The organism is Bacillus cereus group sp. MYBK101-2 (genome assembly GCF_051918845.1).
Classification (GTDB): domain Bacteria; phylum Bacillota; class Bacilli; order Bacillales; family Bacillaceae_G; genus Bacillus_A; species Bacillus_A paranthracis.
In genome coordinates this window covers 162,141-177,588 of sequence record NZ_JBQAIE010000011.1, presented here as the reverse complement: position 1 = coordinate 177,588, position 15,448 = coordinate 162,141, and the positions used below count along the sequence as shown (strand labels likewise).

The following is a 15,448-nucleotide window of genomic DNA, read 5'->3' as shown; positions in this document are numbered from 1 at the left end:
TGATGGCAGAGAGGTCACACCCGTTCCCATACCGAACACGGAAGTTAAGCTCTCTAGCGCCGATGGTAGTTGGGACCTTGTCCCTGTGAGAGTAGGACGTTGCCAGGCAAAATGGAGGATTAGCTCAGCTGGGAGAGCACCTGCCTTACAAGCAGGGGGTCGGCGGTTCGATCCCGTCATCCTCCACCATATATGTCGGAGGGGTAGCGAAGTGGCTAAACGCGGCGGACTGTAAATCCGCTCCTTCGGGTTCGGCAGTTCGAATCTGCCCCCCTCCACCATTCTTAATTAATGGGCTATAGCCAAGCGGTAAGGCAACGGACTTTGACTCCGTCATGCGCTGGTTCGAATCCAGCTAGCCCAGCCATTAAGAGCCATTAGCTCAGTTGGTAGAGCATCTGACTTTTAATCAGAGGGTCGAAGGTTCGAGTCCTTCATGGCTCACCATTTTAACAAAATATGCGGGTGTGGCGGAATTGGCAGACGCACTAGACTTAGGATCTAGCGCCTTTGGCGTGGGGGTTCGACTCCCTTCACCCGCACTTTTAATAAAATAACTCATACATGTCTTGCGGAAGTAGTTCAGTGGTAGAATACAACCTTGCCAAGGTTGGGGTCGCGGGTTCGAATCCCGTCTTCCGCTCCAATTTTCAATATGACATGCCGGGGTGGCGGAACAGGCAGACGCACAGGACTTAAAATCCTGCGGTGGGTGACCACCGTGCGGGTTCGACCCCCGCCCTCGGCACCATATGCGCCCGTAGCTCAATTGGATAGAGCGTTTGACTACGGATCAAGAGGTTAGGGGTTCGACTCCTCTCGGGCGCGCTTTTAATAACGGGAAGTGGCTCAGCTTGGTAGAGCACCTGGTTTGGGACCAGGGGGTCGCAGGTTCAAATCCTGTCTTCCCGATATTCCCAAAAACATGGGGCCTTAGCTCAGCTGGGAGAGCGCCTGCCTTGCACGCAGGAGGTCAGCGGTTCGATCCCGCTAGGCTCCACTTTATTTATTATATGTCTCGGAGGTATACCCAAGTTCGGCTGAAGGGATCGGTCTTGAAAACCGACAGGCGGTGAGAATCGCGCGGGGGTTCGAATCCCTCTACCTCCTCCATTTTCTTTTAAAATGGTTTAGACATAAATAATAAAATATTTTTCCTTCATGGAGGTATACCCAAGTTCGGCTGAAGGGATCGGTCTTGAAAACCGACAGGCGGCGAGAGTCGCGCGGGGGTTCGAATCCCTCTACCTCCTCCATTTTTTATAAAGTAAATATTTTATCATCGCGGGGTGGAGCAGCACGGTAGCTCGTCGGGCTCATAACCCGAAGGTCGCAGGTTCAAATCCTGTCCCCGCAACCAAATGGTCCCGTGGTGTAGTGGTTAACATGCCTGCCTGTCACGCAGGAGATCGCCGGTTCGACCCCGGTCGGGACCGCCATTTATGTTTGGCTCGGTAGCTCAGTCGGTAGAGCAGAGGACTGAAAATCCTCGTGTCGGCGGTTCGATTCCGTCCCGAGCCACCATTTTTTTATGCCGACTTAGCTCAATTGGTAGAGCAACTGACTTGTAATCAGTAGGTTGGGGGTTCAAGTCCTCTAGTCGGCATCCTTTAGGGGCATAGTTTAAAGGTAGAACTGAGGTCTCCAAAACCTCCAGTGTGGGTTCGATTCCTACTGCCCCTGTAAAGTATATGGGCCTATAGCTCAGCTGGTTAGAGCGCACGCCTGATAAGCGTGAGGTCGATGGTTCGAGTCCATTTAGGCCCACCATATATTATTCCGCAGTAGCTCAGTGGTAGAGCTATCGGCTGTTAACCGATCGGTCGTAGGTTCGAGTCCTACCTGCGGAGCCATGGCCCGTTGGTCAAGTGGTTAAGACACCGCCCTTTCACGGCGGTAACACGGGTTCGAATCCCGTACGGGTCATAAAAAAAGAGTCAGCAATATGCTGACTCTTTTTTATTGTGCGTTCATTCTCCTTTATCAACTGATTTTCCTGAAATAAATAAAGGGATTTAGGAAAAGCTATGGTATGTATAAAAAGGAGGAGATACAAATGACACGAGTGAGAGACTTGATGAGCACTCATATTGTACAGTGTACACCGTTAGACAATGTATATGAAGCTGCTGTAAAGATGAAAGAAGAATCGATTGGATTGATTCCGGTTGTTGAAAATGAACAAGTTGTTGGTCTTGTTACGGACCGAGATTTAGTTGTTCGAGGGATTGCTGAAAAACATCCTGGATCTAATAAAATTACAAATGTAATGACAAAAAACATTGTCTCAGTTTCTCCAGATGATCCTATTGAAAAGGCTACAGAGTTAATGGCACAGTATCAAATTAGACGATTGCCAGTAGTTGAGAGTGGTCAACTCGTTGGGATGTTAGCACTAGGGGATTTAGCTATAAAAGAATCGGCAGATGATCAAGCGGGATTTGCTTTAAGTGAAATATCAGAGCATACGGAATGAAGTGAGACTTTAATTAGTGTAATACGTTACGTATAAAAATCAGATACATTATTCTAGTATATAGGGTTAAGCTAATATGTTAGCATGATGTATCTGAGCCATTATATAATAAGTATACAGTTAGTAATTTCGACAGTTTATTTAAATTTGTCATTCCTAATTATAAATAAGAGAAAAAATGATATACTGATAGATATAAGTATTATGATTGATTTCGAATATAACAATATTTATTGTTAATGATGTGATAATGGATTAATATTTCCTATGTAGATAAAAGGGAAGGGGAATTATATGAAGGCTGTACAGCGCGATCCAAATTGGAATTTGGTTACAGATACATATATAGAACCAAATAATTTCGCTGAATTATTTTCTTTGCTTGTACCTTGTCATCCAAAAGGTGAAGGGAAAGAACGAACTATATTAGTGTGGAAAGAAAAAGAATTTTATAAAGAAGAAAATTTAGCGGCATTTATCGTATATGGAATGAATAAAGCAAAGAATTTACCGCAATTTCATAAAGACGAAATTCCAACTTTAGTACGTATTCTTCGCTTATGCCAAGAAATTGGTTGGTATGAAGAAGCGAATACTTTTATGGTAACTCAAGGGCTAGCTGAGTTTGTTCATACTTCATTGGAATATGAAACGTGGGATCTTTTGACGCAGGCGGTTGCTTTAAACTATTTAATAATTAAATATCGTATTGGTGAATTAACTGATGGAGATGTAGAAATTTGGGATAGAGTTAAATTTAATGAGAAATGTATAACAGACTGTAAACATTTATTATCCCATAAAGAAGTATTAGAATTTACATTTTTTTATATGTGTAAGAGAGCTAAGTCACTATCAAAAGAGCAATTAAATAGTGATATGATGAGTTTAGCGATGTATTGTAATACTTTTGTTTATGACTTATATACATATGATTTATTACGAAAGTATCGTAAGTGTACAGACTTTCTATCATATTATGGACCTAGTCAAGCGGTGTTAGCTTGCCAAAGGGCTGTACTTTCTCAAATTTCAGATCGATTAGACCCACTCAAGACTACTCATGTAGATGATTATTTATATGTAATGAAAGATATGATGGAGCATATGACGATAGGGATAATGGATCGATATGATCATTTTATTGGAAAGTTATTATCATATGTGCCATTTTTTGAAATGATCCAAGTTCCACAACATGCATATTATTGTGAAGAATTATTGTATATTTGTAAGGGCATTAAATATAAAGAAGAAATATTACGCAATTATATATTTATACAATTACATGACTGTTTACCATCTTTCTTTAAACTGTTTCTTAAAAATAAGCGTTATGCAACGATTCATGATATTCTGTTCTATTGGTGTGATGATGAACAAAGAATGAGCTTAGAGAAAAAATATAATCTTAGCTTTATTTATGAAAAATATGCTTGTGGATAAAGGGCACTTTCTATATAAATTAAAAAGGATCTCAATTGTGAGATCCTTTTTTTATTAGTAAAGCAAGGAGAATGTAATTAAGACGAGAAATAACATTCCATAAAGGAGAAATTGTGCCGTATAGCTTCCTTGTATACCAAAAAAAGTATTTGTTTTTTTGTATAAATTCAATATATATTTTATCGGATTATCTTTGAAAGATTGGTACACAGTGTCTCCTCTTTCTAAGCTTCTTGTTCGTGTTTTTTGTTATTAGGGACATGAATGTATCTAGCTATGAATAATAAAACAGCCATAAAAAATACGGGAAATACGGTAGATAAATAAAAACCATTACTAATAATATTTGTTATTAAAGCACTTAATAGAAAGATGGCATTATAAATATGGGCAATTTTTTGTTTTAGTTGAACTTGAAAGGCTTCCATCATAATTTCTAAAGCAACAAAAGCAATGATAATAGATAAAAATACAGTATTTGTATTATAAATTACTAAGCAACAGATTAAGCCTAAAAAGGCTAAGTATTCAATTAAGAGAGGTATATTGATATTGCGTGGCATACAATTTACCTAACTAAATATGGCAGTGGGTTTACTGCATTTGTTTTTTCAAAATTCCATTCTCCATTGTGTAATTCAAAATGAAGATGTTGCCCGTATGAATGACCTGTGTTTCCCATATGACCTACTAATTGTCCAGCTTGTACTTGATCACCAGCTTGTACAGTGCGATCTTTCATGTGAGCATAGACTGTTGTATATAATTTCCCGTTTATTTGATGGGCGATGAACACAACATTGCCATAGCTAGCTGAATAATATGATTTCACGACTTTACCTGCCGCCGCAGCCTGGATAGAGACATTCCCCTGAGCTGCGATATCTATACCATAATGCATTTGTTCCCAGCGCATATCAAATGTTGAGCTAATTTTTCCTTGAGTAGGGAATTTGAAAACGGCTGGAATGGAAGTAGGTTGAGCCGTTTGAGCTTGTGATTGCGTTTGATTTTGCACTACATAATGCTTTGCCACATATCCGTATCCTGTGCCAAAACGAATTTTATACCAAGTTCCTACAGTTTCCACTACTTGTAATTGTGTACCATTTTGTAATGAACCAAGTAGTGCGCTACTTGTACTAGCGTTGCTACGCACATTAAGTTTAGGTGTTGCTACTGTGTATTTCGTATTATTTTGAACTGTGATGCCTTTTACTAAAGGCTGTGAACCATTAGATACGAATGCCTTTTGTACGTAACCTGTTTTGCCATTATGTAAAATTTTATACCATTCACCTTGTTCTTCTTGAATAGTAACGAATTTCCCATTTGGTAATACATCTAAAATTGAAGATTCTAAATTAGGTTCAGAACGAACGTTTAATGCATTGGCATTGACGATATATTGATTATTAGATTGAAGTTTGTTTTTTAGTAGAATAGAATCTTTTTGTACGTAACCTACTTTATTATTAACAGATACTTTATACCAGCCATTAGTCGTTTCAAGTATATTCACTTTCGTATTAAAGCGAATTGTATCAATTGATGAGCTATTTGCGTTATCTTTTGTATGTAAGGCTACTTGATCGACTTTGACATATCCAGTTTTCACATTAGATAATTGTTCAGCGTTGGCTGTTTGTACATTTGTTTCTCCCATAGAAGGAAGTAAAGAAGCAATTGCGACAGTAGTTGCTGTTAAAGCAGTAGCTTTCATATTCATATAATAGAGACCTCCTCTAGTTGTATAGTTGTAATTTTATTATAGTATAAAGATATAATATAGTGGGTGTATTCACATAAATGTAATATGAAATCAATATAAAAATAAATTTTTTGAGGATAATGATTCCTTTTTATCCAATTTATTAGGATAATAATTTCTAAGATAGAATATAAGTATTATATGGTTTTGTTATTTTGTTGACAATTGAGAAAATTAAAACAGTTGATGATGTCTTATTACGGTGTTATACTGACAGTGATAATTTTATAGTTTGCTAGGAGAGCTGGTGTTGCCAGCTGAGAGTAAGACCTTAAGTCTTTGATCCTTTTTATTACCTGATCTAGATTATGCTAGCGTAGGGAAGCAATTCGGACACTAATAATGAGTCCCCGTTTCTTTGCGTATAGAAACGGGGCTTTTTTATTTGAAAATTTCATATTGAAACCACTAGGGGTGCTTGTTGTGCTGAGAGAGGAATAATCCTTAACCCTTACAGACCTGATCTAGATAATACTAGCGAAGGGAAGTGGAGCAACGAATAAATTATAATTTTATTTGCTGTAACCACTTCTTATTTAGAAGTGGTTTTTTATTTAGATATATAAATTGAAAGGGGATAGAGAAATGAAATTTTGCGATAGATTATTAGAAACTGTACAACCAGTTTGGGAGATGAGTCATAATCATCCATTTGTTGTAGGTATGGGGGATGGTACGTTAGAAAAAGATAAGTTTCAGTATTATATTATTCAAGATTATTTATACTTGTTAGATTATGCAAAGTTATATGCGATCGGTGTTGTAAAGGCAACAAATCCACAAGTTATGGGGAAATTTGCTGAACAAATTGATGGGATATTAAATGGAGAAATGACAATCCATAAACAATATGCAAAAAGACTTGGAATTTCTATAGAGGAGATAGAGTCTGCAAAGCCATCTGCTAAAAATTTAGCTTATACAAATTACATGATGTCTGTATCTCAAAATGGCACACTTGCGGAATTAATAGCAGCACTTCTTCCATGTATGTGGAGCTACTGGGAGATTGGAAAGCGTTTAAATGATATTCCTGGAGCAAGAGATCATGAGTTCTTTGGTGAGTGGATTCAAGGCTATAGCTCTGAAGAATATGGCAACCTTTGTGTTTGGTTAATCGATTTATTAAATGAAATGGCAGTTGGAAAGTCTGAAAAAGAGCTAGATCGATTAGAGGAGATTTTCCTATATTCCAGTCGATTTGAATATTTATTCTGGGATATGTCCTACCGTAAGGAGATGTGGGGATTTGAGGAGCAAGAACATACTACAGTTTCATAATGTTTCTTTTCATTATGATGAGAAGCCAATCATTAATGAATTAAATGCTTCTATACAAGATAAAGAGTTTGTAAGCATTATCGGACCGAGTGGATGCGGGAAAAGTACTTTATTTCGCCTTATTACAGGTTTAGAAGAAGCGAGTACGGGACAGATAGAACTAACAGAAACAAAGAGCCATCCTGTAGGGTATATGCCCCAAAAAGATATGCTCCTGCCATGGAGAACGATTATTGAGAATGCGGCCCTGCCGCTAGAGTGCCAAGGTGTACAGAAGAAAGAAGCACAAATAAAGGCAAAGGAACTGTTACACAAATTTGGTTTACAAGGGTATGAGGCAAAATATCCGAAAGATTTATCTGGTGGTATGAGGCAACGCGTATCTTTCATTCGAACTTTATTAACAGGCGGGGAGATATTGCTGTTAGATGAACCGTTTAGCGCGTTGGATGCTTTAACGAAGGCATCTTTACAGGAATGGTTGTTTGAACAATGGAAAGAGTGGGAAAAAACAATTTTATTTATCACTCATGATGTGGAAGAAGCATTGTTTCTTTCTAATCGAATTTTAGTGGTAGAGCAGCAACCGATAACTACTTTAACCGAGAGGATTGTACCGCTTGATCATAATCGGACAAGAAAAGATTTATATAAACCGGAAGTATTAGCGCTGAAAGATGAGCTTCTTAGTATGTTGCAAAGGCAGGTACTCGTATGATGAACCGGTTGAAGGAGCTATTACCTGCTCTTACACTTTCTAGTATTTTACTTGCTCTTTGGGAAGTAGGCGCAAGAATTGTAGATGAAATGTACATTTTACCGTCACCGTCTGCAATTGTAATGAAGATATGGAAACTAAAAGACATATTATTTACGGTTCATTTGCCAGCAACATTATATGTCGTTTTAATAGGGGGGGCTATTTCTATCGTACTTGGGGTAGGGCTAGCGATGTTAATGAATGCGAGTAATTGGATGGAGAGAGCATTTTATCCATTATTAGTTGCCTCACAAACGATTCCTATTACAGCGCTTGCTCCGCTTTTCGTTTTATGGTTTGGATATACGATCTGGAGTAAGGTTGTTGTTACAGTTTTAATTACGTTTTTCCCAATTGCGGTTAATACGTATGATGGACTGCGCAGTACGAAAAAAGAATGGGAAGAGCTTTTAGTTACGTATGGGGCAACGAAAAAAGATGTTTTTCTTAAATTAAAATTGCCGTCTGCACTTCCTTATTTTTTCTCAGCTTTAAAAATTGCAGTACCGCTTAGTGTAATTGGGGCGTCAATTGGTGAATGGCTCGGTGCACAAGCGGGGCTAGGATATTTCAGTAAGAGAATGATGACGCAATTAGACGGGGCAGGTGTATTTGCACCCATTGTATTGTTATCATTATTAGCTATTTTCTTCGTCGTACTTATTTCGGTATTAGAAAAGAAATTCATTAGTTGGAGGAAGCATTCATGAAATTTTTAAAACGCATCTTTGTGCTTACATTATTAGTTGCAATGATTGCTGGATGTTCGAGTAATTCAGCATCAGATAAGAATAAAAAAGAGAAAGAAATAACGGTCATGCTTGATTGGTACCCAAATGCGGTACATAGCTTTATTTATGCGGCAATTGAAAAAGGTTACTTTAAAGAAGAAGGAGTAAAGGTAAATATTAAATTCCCTTCTAATCCGACTGACCCATTAACGTTAGCAGCTGCAGGAAAAGTAACAGTTGGCTTATATTATCAGCCAGATGTTGTCATGGCAAAAGCAAATGAACAAATTCCAGTGAAATCAATTGGAGCCGTCGTACGTTCACCATTAAATCATGTTGTATCGCTGAAGTCTGCAGGCATTCAATCGCCAAAAGATTTAGAGGGTAAAACAGTTGGATATTCTGGAACACCTTTAAGTGAGATGTATTTAAAAACGATGGTAAAAGAAGCTGGTGGTAATCCAGATACAGTGAAAGTAGTCGATGTTGGTTTTGATTTAGTACCAGCATTAATTACGAAAAAAGTGGATGCGGTAACAGGAGCATATATTAACCACGAAGTACCTGTTATGCGTCATGAAGGTCATGAACCAGCATACTTTAATCCAGCAGATTATGGTGTACCGAATTATCATGAGCTCGTATTTGTAACAGGTGATAAGACATTGAAAAAAGATAAAGAAGCTTTGCAAGCTTTCTTGCGTGGTACGAAAAAAGGCTATGATTTCATGAAGAAAAACCCAGATGAAGCATTGAATATTTTATTAAATCATCAAGAAAAAGAAAACTTCCCACTTGTGCCAGAAGTTGAAAAGGAAAGTATGAAAATTTTATTAGAGAAGATGGAAACGAAAGATGAGCCATTTTTATCAGATTCAAAAGAGTCATGGGAGAAACAAAATAAATGGTTGAAAGATAAAGGAATGACGAAAGAAATCGTTCCGGCCGATGAGTTATTCGAAAACATTTTAAAGTAGGCGAATGAATATGAAAAATGAGCTTCATGTAATCTCAAATGGTCACATGTCATTCGAAGAGTTAGTGAATGTAGCGATGCAAATTGAAAGTGAAATTGATTATTTGCATATTCGTGAGCGTGAGAAAAGTACGAAGGAATTGTATGAAGGTGTGGAAAGTCTTTTGAAGAAGGGCTTTCCAGCATCGAAAATAGTGATAAATGATCGAATTGATATTGCTATTTTATTAAATATTCCGCGTGTGCAGCTAGGATATCGAAGCGCAGATGTAAGGTCAGTGAAAGAAAAGTTTTCTTATTTGCATGTCGGTTATTCTGTGCATTCTTTAGAAGAGGCGATTGATGCATTTAAGAATGGCGCGGATTCACTCGTCTATGGTCATGTATTTCCGACAGATTGTAAAAAAGGTGTGCCAGCGAGAGGGCTTGAAGAAATTTCAGACATTGCAAAGTGTTTATCCATACCGATTACAGCAATTGGAGGAATCACTCCGGAAAACACTGGAGATGTTCTTACTAACGGCGTCAGTGGTATTGCTGTTATGTCTGGGATTATAAGTAGTAGTAACCCGTATAGCAAAGCGAAATCTTATAAGGAATCAATAAGAAAGTGGGCGGAAAAACATGTGTAAGAAGTATGATGTAGCGATAATTGGCGGTGGTGTAATTGGTAGTTCGGTTGCACATTTTCTAGCAGAAAGAGGCCATAAAGTAGCGATTGTAGAGAAGCAACAGATTGCATCTGAAGCCTCGAAAGCAGCCGCTGGTTTACTTGGGGTGCAGGCAGAATGGGATGAATATGACCCGCTATTTGAACTTGCTAGAGAAAGCCGTGCTATATTTCCACAACTTGCAGAAGTTTTACGCGAAAAAACAGGTATCGATATTGGGTATGAAGAGAAAGGCATTTATCGCATTGCTCAAAATGAAGATGAGAAGGAAAGAATTCTTCACATTATGGATTGGCAGCAGAAAACCGGTGAAGATTCTTACTTTCTAGCGGGAGATCGTTTGCGAGAGAAAGAGCCGTATTTATCTGAGTCAATTATAGGGGCTGTATATTATCCGAAAGATGGTCATGTTATTGCACCAGAGCTTACGAAAGCATTCGCACATTCCGCATCATTTTCGGGCGCTGATATATATGAACAGACAGAAGTGTTTGATATCCGTATTGAAAATAATAAAGTGAATGGAATTGTGACGAGTGAAGGCATGATCACTTGCGAGAAAGTTGTTATTGCGGGTGGCTCATGGAGCACGAAGTTACTAGGTTATTTTCACCGCGAATGGGGTACATATCCAGTTAAAGGAGAAGTAGTAGCGGTAAGAAGTAGAAAACCACTTTTAAAGGCGCCTATTTTCCAAGAAAGATTTTACATTGCACCAAAGCGCGGCGGACGTTACGTAATTGGAGCAACGATGAAGCCCCGTACATTCAATAAAACTGTGCAACCAGAGAGTATTACTTCTATATTAGAGCGCGCGTATACAATATTGCCAGCATTAAAAGAAGCGGAATGGGAAAGCGCATGGGCAGGATTAAGACCACAGTCGAATCATGAAGCTCCTTATATGGGAGAGCATGAAGAAATAAAAGGTTTATATGCTTGCACAGGCCATTATCGAAACGGCATTTTATTAAGTCCTGTTTCTGGTCAATATATGGCTGATTTAATAGAAGGAAAGCAGGAGAATCACTTGCTAGATTTATTGCTTTCTAAAACAGTTTAGAAAGGGGATGGAAGTTTGAATTTAAAAATTAATGGTAATCAAATTGAAGTGCCAGAGAGTGTGAAAACAGTAGCTGAGCTACTTACACATTTAGAGTTAGATAACAGAATTGTTGTAGTAGAGCGTAATAAAGATATTTTACAAAAAGATGATCATACAGATACATCTGTTTTTGATGGAGACCAAATTGAGATTGTAACTTTCGTAGGAGGCGGTTGATTATGTTAAACATTGGACCATTTTCATTTCATTCTAGACTTTTATTAGGAACAGGCAAATTCCCTGATTTTGATGTGCAGCAAAAGGCAATTGATGTATCTGAGGCAGAAATTTTAACGTTCGCAGTACGTCGTATGGATATATTTGATGCAAAGCAGCCTAATTTATTAGAGAAACTTGATGTAAAAAAATATACGTTATTACCGAATACAGCCGGAGCAAAAAATGCTGAAGAAGCTGTTCGTATTGCAAAATTAGCAAAAGCTTCAGGGCTGTGCGACATGATAAAGGTAGAAGTTATTGGTGATGATAGAACGTTATTACCTGATCCGGTAGAGACGTTAAAGGCATCTGAAATGTTACTAGAAGAAGGATTTATCGTACTTCCGTACACATCTGATGATGTTGTATTAGCACGTAAATTACAAGAACTTGGCGTGCATGCGATTATGCCAGGAGCATCTCCAATTGGATCAGGACTTGGTATTGTAAATCCATTGAATTTGAGCTTCATTATTGAACAAGCGACAGTACCAGTTATCGTTGATGCTGGTATCGGTAGCCCGGCTGATGCGGCATTTGCGATGGAATTAGGAGCAGATGGTGTGTTATTAAATACAGCTGTATCAGGAGCAAAAGATCCTATTAAAATGGCACAAGCAATGAAATTAAGTATTGAGGCAGGTCGTTTAGGCTTTGAAGCAGGTCGCATTGCACGTAAACGTTGTGCAACAGCAAGTAGTCCTTTAGAAGGAATGAGCGTAGTTGAATAATCGATATTCTCGCCAAGAACTATTTTCTCCGATTGGAGAAGAAGGACAGCAAAAGATAAGGGAAAAGCATGTGCTTATTATCGGTGCAGGCGCACTAGGTAGTGCAAATGCAGAAATGTTTGTAAGAGCTGGTGTTGGTACAGTAACGATTGTTGACCGGGATTATGTCGATTGGAGTAATTTACAAAGGCAGCAATTGTATGCAGAGAGTGATGTGAAAAATAATCTTCCGAAAGCTGTAGCAGCGCAGAAGCGTCTAGAAGAGATTAATAGTGAAGTAAGAGTAGAAGCGCTCGTTCAAGATGTAACAGCTGAGGAGTTAGAAGAACTTGTTACAAACGTTAATGTAATGATTGATGCAACTGATAATTTCGAAACGCGTTTCATTGTGAACGATATAGCACAAAAATATTCTATTCCATGGATTTACGGAGCATGTGTAGGGAGTTACGGCCTTTCTTACACAATTCTTCCTAGTAAAACGCCATGTTTATCTTGTTTATTACAATCGATTCCGCTTGGCGGAGCGACATGTGATACAGCGGGGATTATATCGCCTGCTGTATCTCTCGTCGTTTCTCATCAAGTAACGGAAGCTCTTAAACTATTAGTAGAAGATTACGAATCGCTTCGAGATGGACTTGTATCGTTTGATGTATGGAAGAATGAATATTCATGTATGAATGTGCAAAAGCTTCGTAAGCACAATTGTCCTTCGTGCGGAGAGAATGCCTTGTATCCGTATTTAAATAAAGATAATACATCGAAAACAGCAGTTTTATGCGGGAGAAATACAGTTCAAATTAGACCACCTCATAAAGAGGAAATAGATTTTGAACGATATAAAGAGCTGCTGAATGATCGTGTGAATGATTTAAATGTAAATCCATATTTATTATCATTTTCTGTGGGAGAAAAGAGATTAGTTGCTTTTAAAGATGGTCGTGTACTTGTACATGGAACGAAAGATATAAGCGAAGCAAAAACGATTTATCATCGCTATTTTGGATAGAAAAGGATGAGTGGGATGAAAGTAAATAAAGCTTTAACAATTGCAGGTTCTGATAGTGGCGGCGGTGCTGGCATTCAAGCAGATTTAAAAACATTTCAAGAGCTTGGCGTGTATGGTATGACGGCTATTACGGCAATTACTGCTCAAAATACGCTTGGCGTTCAAGGGGTATATCCAGTTTCGTTAGAAGGTATTACGGAACAGTTGAATTCAATTGGTACGGATTTAACACCAGATGCTGTAAAAATAGGTATGTTATTTAGCAGCGAAATTATTCAAATTGTAGCAGAATATATTAATAAATTTGGCTGGAATAATATTGTACTAGATCCTGTTATGATTGCTAAGGGCGGTGCATCATTATTACAACAAGAAGCAGTACAAGCTTTAAAAGAATATTTATTGCCAGTAGCAACAGTTGTAACGCCGAATGTTCCTGAGGCAGAAGTGTTAACGGGGCTAGAAATTCATAACGTTGAAGATAGTAAAGAGGCTGCAAAAGTATTGCATGAATTAGGGGCGAAATATGTACTTATGAAGGGCGGACATGCAGAATATCAAGGTAATGAAGTAATTGATTTACTTTTTGATGGAGAAAAGTTTATTGAATTTAGAAGTGAGCGAATTCCTTCAAAGCAAACACATGGAAGCGGCTGTACATTTGCTTCAGCGGTTACAGCAGGGCTTGCGAAAGGCTACTCGATGGAAGAGGCAGTTCAAGAAGCAAAACGATTTATTAGTATAGCAATTGAAGAGCCGTTGCATATTGGAAGTGGTCATGGGCCGACGAATCATTTTGCATATAAAGTGAATAAAACGAGTGTGTAGGTAAGTAAAAAGTCAGTTTTATAACTGGCTTTTTTTTCTGTTTACTTTTTCTAAATACAGGAGTAATATATCAGCCAGAATATATTTTTTGTAATACGCTGAGTCCAATTATATGGAGCGGGGGAACCAATTTGTGCATTGTCACTTGGGGTGAATCTTTCAATTTTGAAAGTAGGGCTACTCTCAAAGTCCGAATCCGACAGCTAACTTCGTAAGCGTCTTGAGAGAGGACGGTGCCATGATGGATACATCACTTCATCGATCTGATTAGTATAAGGGAATATCAATCTATGTTTGAGTTCTTTTATACTAAGGAGGATGAGGTACATGGAACTAACACTTATTTGTGTTGGAGAAGAAAGCAAGGTAAATAGTTTAAGAAATTTAGTAGCATTTCAACATGAGTTAATTATTTTTACAGCAAATGAAGAGATAGCAGCTGAAGTGAGGAATTGTGGATTTGATTGGACGTATAGTTGTAGTAAGGAGCAGGATTTTACTAGTATTTGTGAGTGTATTAAGAAGGTAATTTTACTAGGGGATGAGCTTCCAATCGTTAGTTTTTTCACAGAACACATTCGCTTTTCTTTTCAGGCACCTATTACTGTTGTTACAAGGAATAAACGATATCCAGCGAGGCTCTATGAAACAATTGGAGCTACATTTGTCGTGTTTACGAATTGTGATAATATTACTTTTTTATTTTTTGAATAGGGCGGGGGAAAAGAAGATGAAGGTTTTGTTACTAGGAGATATAGCGAATCGTTGGGCGGTATCGGTAGAGCGAGTTCAAGAATTGGTGGTGCTCGACCCCATTTTTCCAAAGCCCTATATCATACTGCCATCAAAAGACGCTTTATATTTAAAAACAGATATTATCGAATATGAGCAGCTACATGCAGAATTGTCACAAGTTTATATTCGCGGGAGAAATCTACGTACTTTTTTACGAGGAGAATAAATAGTGAATAAAAAAAGAGCGAATGCTAAGTGCAACAAGCGATGCACTTCATGTCATTCGCTCTTTTTATTTCGTATTTAAAATATCATTTCTATGAAAAAGCAAGAAAAGACGAGAAAATAGATGGAATAATATTAATAACACTTAATGTAAGCGTTTAAATAGATGGATATTTTCTTATTTTCAGTAATTTAGCTCTTTACAAGTGAAATATAGAGGAGTATATTTACTCTCATAAATCATTCATAAAATTTCCAAAAAAACCTAAAATCGCTGAGTTCCAGAAATGGAGCGGGGGAACCAATTTTGTGCATCGTCACTTGGGGTGAATCTTTCAGTTTTGAAAGTAGGGCTACTCTTTAGGCCCGAATCCGACAGCTAACCTCGTAAGCGTTTAGAGAGGAGGTTTACTTTTTGTTGTTCATTTTTTGAACACTGAGTAGAGCTCAGTGTTCTTTTTTAATATTTCAATGGTAAATT

16 protein-coding genes, 20 tRNA genes, 1 rRNA gene and 4 riboswitches are annotated in these 15,448 nt (G+C 38.0%); of the genes, 35 read left to right on the top strand and 2 right to left on the bottom strand.

Annotation, left to right across the window (positions count from 1 at the left end):
- From rrf to ACTFSI_RS20250, 23 genes are all read left to right on the top strand, one after another.
- Positions 1-108 (top strand): 5S ribosomal RNA (rrf, locus tag ACTFSI_RS20360); the annotation flags it as partial.
- A gap of 5 nt (positions 109-113) precedes the next feature.
- Positions 114-189 (top strand) — tRNA-Val (locus ACTFSI_RS20355).
- 8 nt (positions 190-197) lie between these two features.
- Positions 198-281: transfer RNA gene (locus ACTFSI_RS20350), tRNA-Tyr, on the top strand.
- A gap of 11 nt (positions 282-292) precedes the next feature.
- Positions 293-367, top strand: a tRNA-Gln gene (locus ACTFSI_RS20345).
- Positions 368-371: 4 nt separating this feature from the next.
- A tRNA-Lys gene (locus tag ACTFSI_RS20340) sits at positions 372-447 on the top strand.
- A 14-nt stretch (positions 448-461) separates the two neighbouring features.
- Positions 462-542: transfer RNA gene (locus ACTFSI_RS20335), tRNA-Leu, on the top strand.
- A gap of 29 nt (positions 543-571) precedes the next feature.
- A tRNA-Gly gene (locus ACTFSI_RS20330) sits at positions 572-646 on the top strand.
- Positions 647-662: 16 nt separating this feature from the next.
- Positions 663-751, top strand: a tRNA-Leu gene (locus ACTFSI_RS20325).
- A 3-nt stretch (positions 752-754) separates the two neighbouring features.
- Positions 755-828: transfer RNA gene (locus ACTFSI_RS20320), tRNA-Arg, on the top strand.
- 10 nt (positions 829-838) lie between these two features.
- Positions 839-912 (top strand) — tRNA-Pro (locus ACTFSI_RS20315).
- Positions 913-927: 15 nt separating this feature from the next.
- Positions 928-1,000: transfer RNA gene (locus ACTFSI_RS20310), tRNA-Ala, on the top strand.
- A 20-nt stretch (positions 1,001-1,020) separates the two neighbouring features.
- A tRNA-Ser gene (locus ACTFSI_RS20305) sits at positions 1,021-1,113 on the top strand.
- Between the two features lie 50 nt (positions 1,114-1,163).
- Positions 1,164-1,256 (top strand) — tRNA-Ser (locus ACTFSI_RS20300).
- A gap of 27 nt (positions 1,257-1,283) precedes the next feature.
- Positions 1,284-1,360, top strand: a tRNA-Met gene (locus ACTFSI_RS20295).
- Positions 1,361-1,363: 3 nt separating this feature from the next.
- Positions 1,364-1,439, top strand: a tRNA-Asp gene (locus ACTFSI_RS20290).
- 9 nt (positions 1,440-1,448) lie between these two features.
- Positions 1,449-1,524: transfer RNA gene (locus tag ACTFSI_RS20285), tRNA-Phe, on the top strand.
- Positions 1,525-1,533: 9 nt separating this feature from the next.
- Positions 1,534-1,606, top strand: a tRNA-Thr gene (locus tag ACTFSI_RS20280).
- Positions 1,607-1,612: 6 nt separating this feature from the next.
- A tRNA-Trp gene (locus ACTFSI_RS20275) sits at positions 1,613-1,683 on the top strand.
- A gap of 10 nt (positions 1,684-1,693) precedes the next feature.
- Positions 1,694-1,770: transfer RNA gene (locus ACTFSI_RS20270), tRNA-Ile, on the top strand.
- A gap of 8 nt (positions 1,771-1,778) precedes the next feature.
- Positions 1,779-1,853 (top strand) — tRNA-Asn (locus tag ACTFSI_RS20265).
- Position 1,854: 1 nt separating this feature from the next.
- Positions 1,855-1,926, top strand: a tRNA-Glu gene (locus ACTFSI_RS20260).
- Positions 1,927-2,056: 130 nt separating this feature from the next.
- Positions 2,057-2,476: a CBS domain-containing protein gene (locus ACTFSI_RS20255; RefSeq protein ID WP_000199015.1), complete on the top strand. Its 420-nt coding sequence runs from the start codon at positions 2,057-2,059 to the stop codon at positions 2,474-2,476.
- Between the two features lie 294 nt (positions 2,477-2,770).
- Positions 2,771-3,922, top strand: coding sequence for a DUF3965 domain-containing protein (locus tag ACTFSI_RS20250; protein WP_000648924.1), 1,152 nt, complete (start codon positions 2,771-2,773; stop codon positions 3,920-3,922).
- A 224-nt stretch (positions 3,923-4,146) separates the two neighbouring features.
- Here ACTFSI_RS20250 and ACTFSI_RS20245 read toward each other — a convergent pair whose 3' ends face one another.
- Positions 4,147-4,485: a hypothetical protein gene (locus tag ACTFSI_RS20245; RefSeq protein WP_001137811.1), complete on the bottom strand. Its 339-nt coding sequence runs from the start codon at positions 4,483-4,485 to the stop codon at positions 4,147-4,149.
- 5 nt (positions 4,486-4,490) lie between these two features.
- Positions 4,491-5,651, bottom strand: coding sequence for an SH3 domain-containing protein (locus ACTFSI_RS20240; protein ID WP_044790929.1), 1,161 nt, complete (start codon positions 5,649-5,651; stop codon positions 4,491-4,493).
- Between the two features lie 269 nt (positions 5,652-5,920).
- Positions 5,921-6,033, top strand: a riboswitch (TPP riboswitch).
- Positions 6,034-6,093: 60 nt separating this feature from the next.
- Positions 6,094-6,196, top strand: a riboswitch (TPP riboswitch).
- 82 nt (positions 6,197-6,278) lie between these two features.
- On the opposite strand from ACTFSI_RS20240, the gene tenA reads away from it, so the two are divergent.
- The 12 genes from tenA (at position 6,279) to ACTFSI_RS20180 (ending at position 14,968) form a co-directional block, all read left to right on the top strand.
- Positions 6,279-6,974 (top strand): thiaminase II, encoded by a 696-nt coding sequence (tenA, locus tag ACTFSI_RS20235; protein ID WP_000666831.1) that lies wholly within the window; start codon positions 6,279-6,281, stop codon positions 6,972-6,974.
- Positions 6,943-7,692, top strand: a complete 750-nt coding sequence (locus ACTFSI_RS20230) for an ABC transporter ATP-binding protein (protein ID WP_001256805.1) — start codon at positions 6,943-6,945, stop codon at positions 7,690-7,692. Before tenA ends, ACTFSI_RS20230 begins: the two co-directional genes overlap by 32 nt.
- Entirely contained in the window at positions 7,692-8,444 is a 753-nt protein-coding gene (locus ACTFSI_RS20225) for an ABC transporter permease (protein ID WP_440045602.1), read from the top strand. Before ACTFSI_RS20230 ends, ACTFSI_RS20225 begins: the two co-directional genes overlap by 1 nt.
- Positions 8,441-9,442, top strand: a complete 1,002-nt coding sequence (locus ACTFSI_RS20220; protein ID WP_000670443.1) for an ABC transporter substrate-binding protein — start codon at positions 8,441-8,443, stop codon at positions 9,440-9,442. Before ACTFSI_RS20225 ends, ACTFSI_RS20220 begins: the two co-directional genes overlap by 4 nt.
- A 10-nt stretch (positions 9,443-9,452) precedes the next feature.
- Positions 9,453-10,073, top strand: a complete 621-nt coding sequence (gene tenI / locus ACTFSI_RS20215; RefSeq protein WP_000787179.1) for a thiazole tautomerase TenI — start codon at positions 9,453-9,455, stop codon at positions 10,071-10,073.
- Complete coding sequence (gene thiO / locus ACTFSI_RS20210; protein ID WP_000335189.1) at positions 10,066-11,175, top strand: glycine oxidase ThiO; 1,110 nt, start codon at positions 10,066-10,068, stop codon at positions 11,173-11,175. Before tenI ends, thiO begins: the two co-directional genes overlap by 8 nt.
- Before the next feature lie 15 nt (positions 11,176-11,190).
- Positions 11,191-11,394, top strand: a complete 204-nt coding sequence (gene thiS / locus ACTFSI_RS20205; protein ID WP_001049505.1) for a sulfur carrier protein ThiS — start codon at positions 11,191-11,193, stop codon at positions 11,392-11,394.
- Between the two features lie 2 nt (positions 11,395-11,396).
- Complete coding sequence (gene thiG, locus ACTFSI_RS20200; RefSeq protein WP_000931981.1) at positions 11,397-12,167, top strand: thiazole synthase; 771 nt, start codon at positions 11,397-11,399, stop codon at positions 12,165-12,167.
- Complete coding sequence (thiF, locus tag ACTFSI_RS20195) at positions 12,160-13,179, top strand: thiazole biosynthesis adenylyltransferase ThiF (protein WP_138322465.1); 1,020 nt, start codon at positions 12,160-12,162, stop codon at positions 13,177-13,179. Before thiG ends, thiF begins: the two co-directional genes overlap by 8 nt.
- A 15-nt stretch (positions 13,180-13,194) precedes the next feature.
- Entirely contained in the window at positions 13,195-14,007 is an 813-nt protein-coding gene (gene thiD, locus ACTFSI_RS20190; RefSeq protein ID WP_197225578.1) for a bifunctional hydroxymethylpyrimidine kinase/phosphomethylpyrimidine kinase, read from the top strand.
- An 86-nt stretch (positions 14,008-14,093) separates the two neighbouring features.
- Positions 14,094-14,241, top strand: a riboswitch (cyclic di-AMP (ydaO/yuaA leader).
- 93 nt (positions 14,242-14,334) lie between these two features.
- Entirely contained in the window at positions 14,335-14,721 is a 387-nt protein-coding gene (locus tag ACTFSI_RS20185; protein ID WP_000424093.1) for a hypothetical protein, read from the top strand.
- Positions 14,722-14,737: 16 nt separating this feature from the next.
- The gene (locus ACTFSI_RS20180; RefSeq protein WP_044790931.1) at positions 14,738-14,968 is read left to right on the top strand and encodes a hypothetical protein; all 231 of its coding nucleotides are present in this window, start codon (positions 14,738-14,740) and stop codon (positions 14,966-14,968) included.
- Positions 14,969-15,229: 261 nt separating this feature from the next.
- A riboswitch (cyclic di-AMP (ydaO/yuaA leader) is annotated at positions 15,230-15,375 on the top strand.
- Positions 15,376-15,448: the final 73 nt, after the last annotated feature.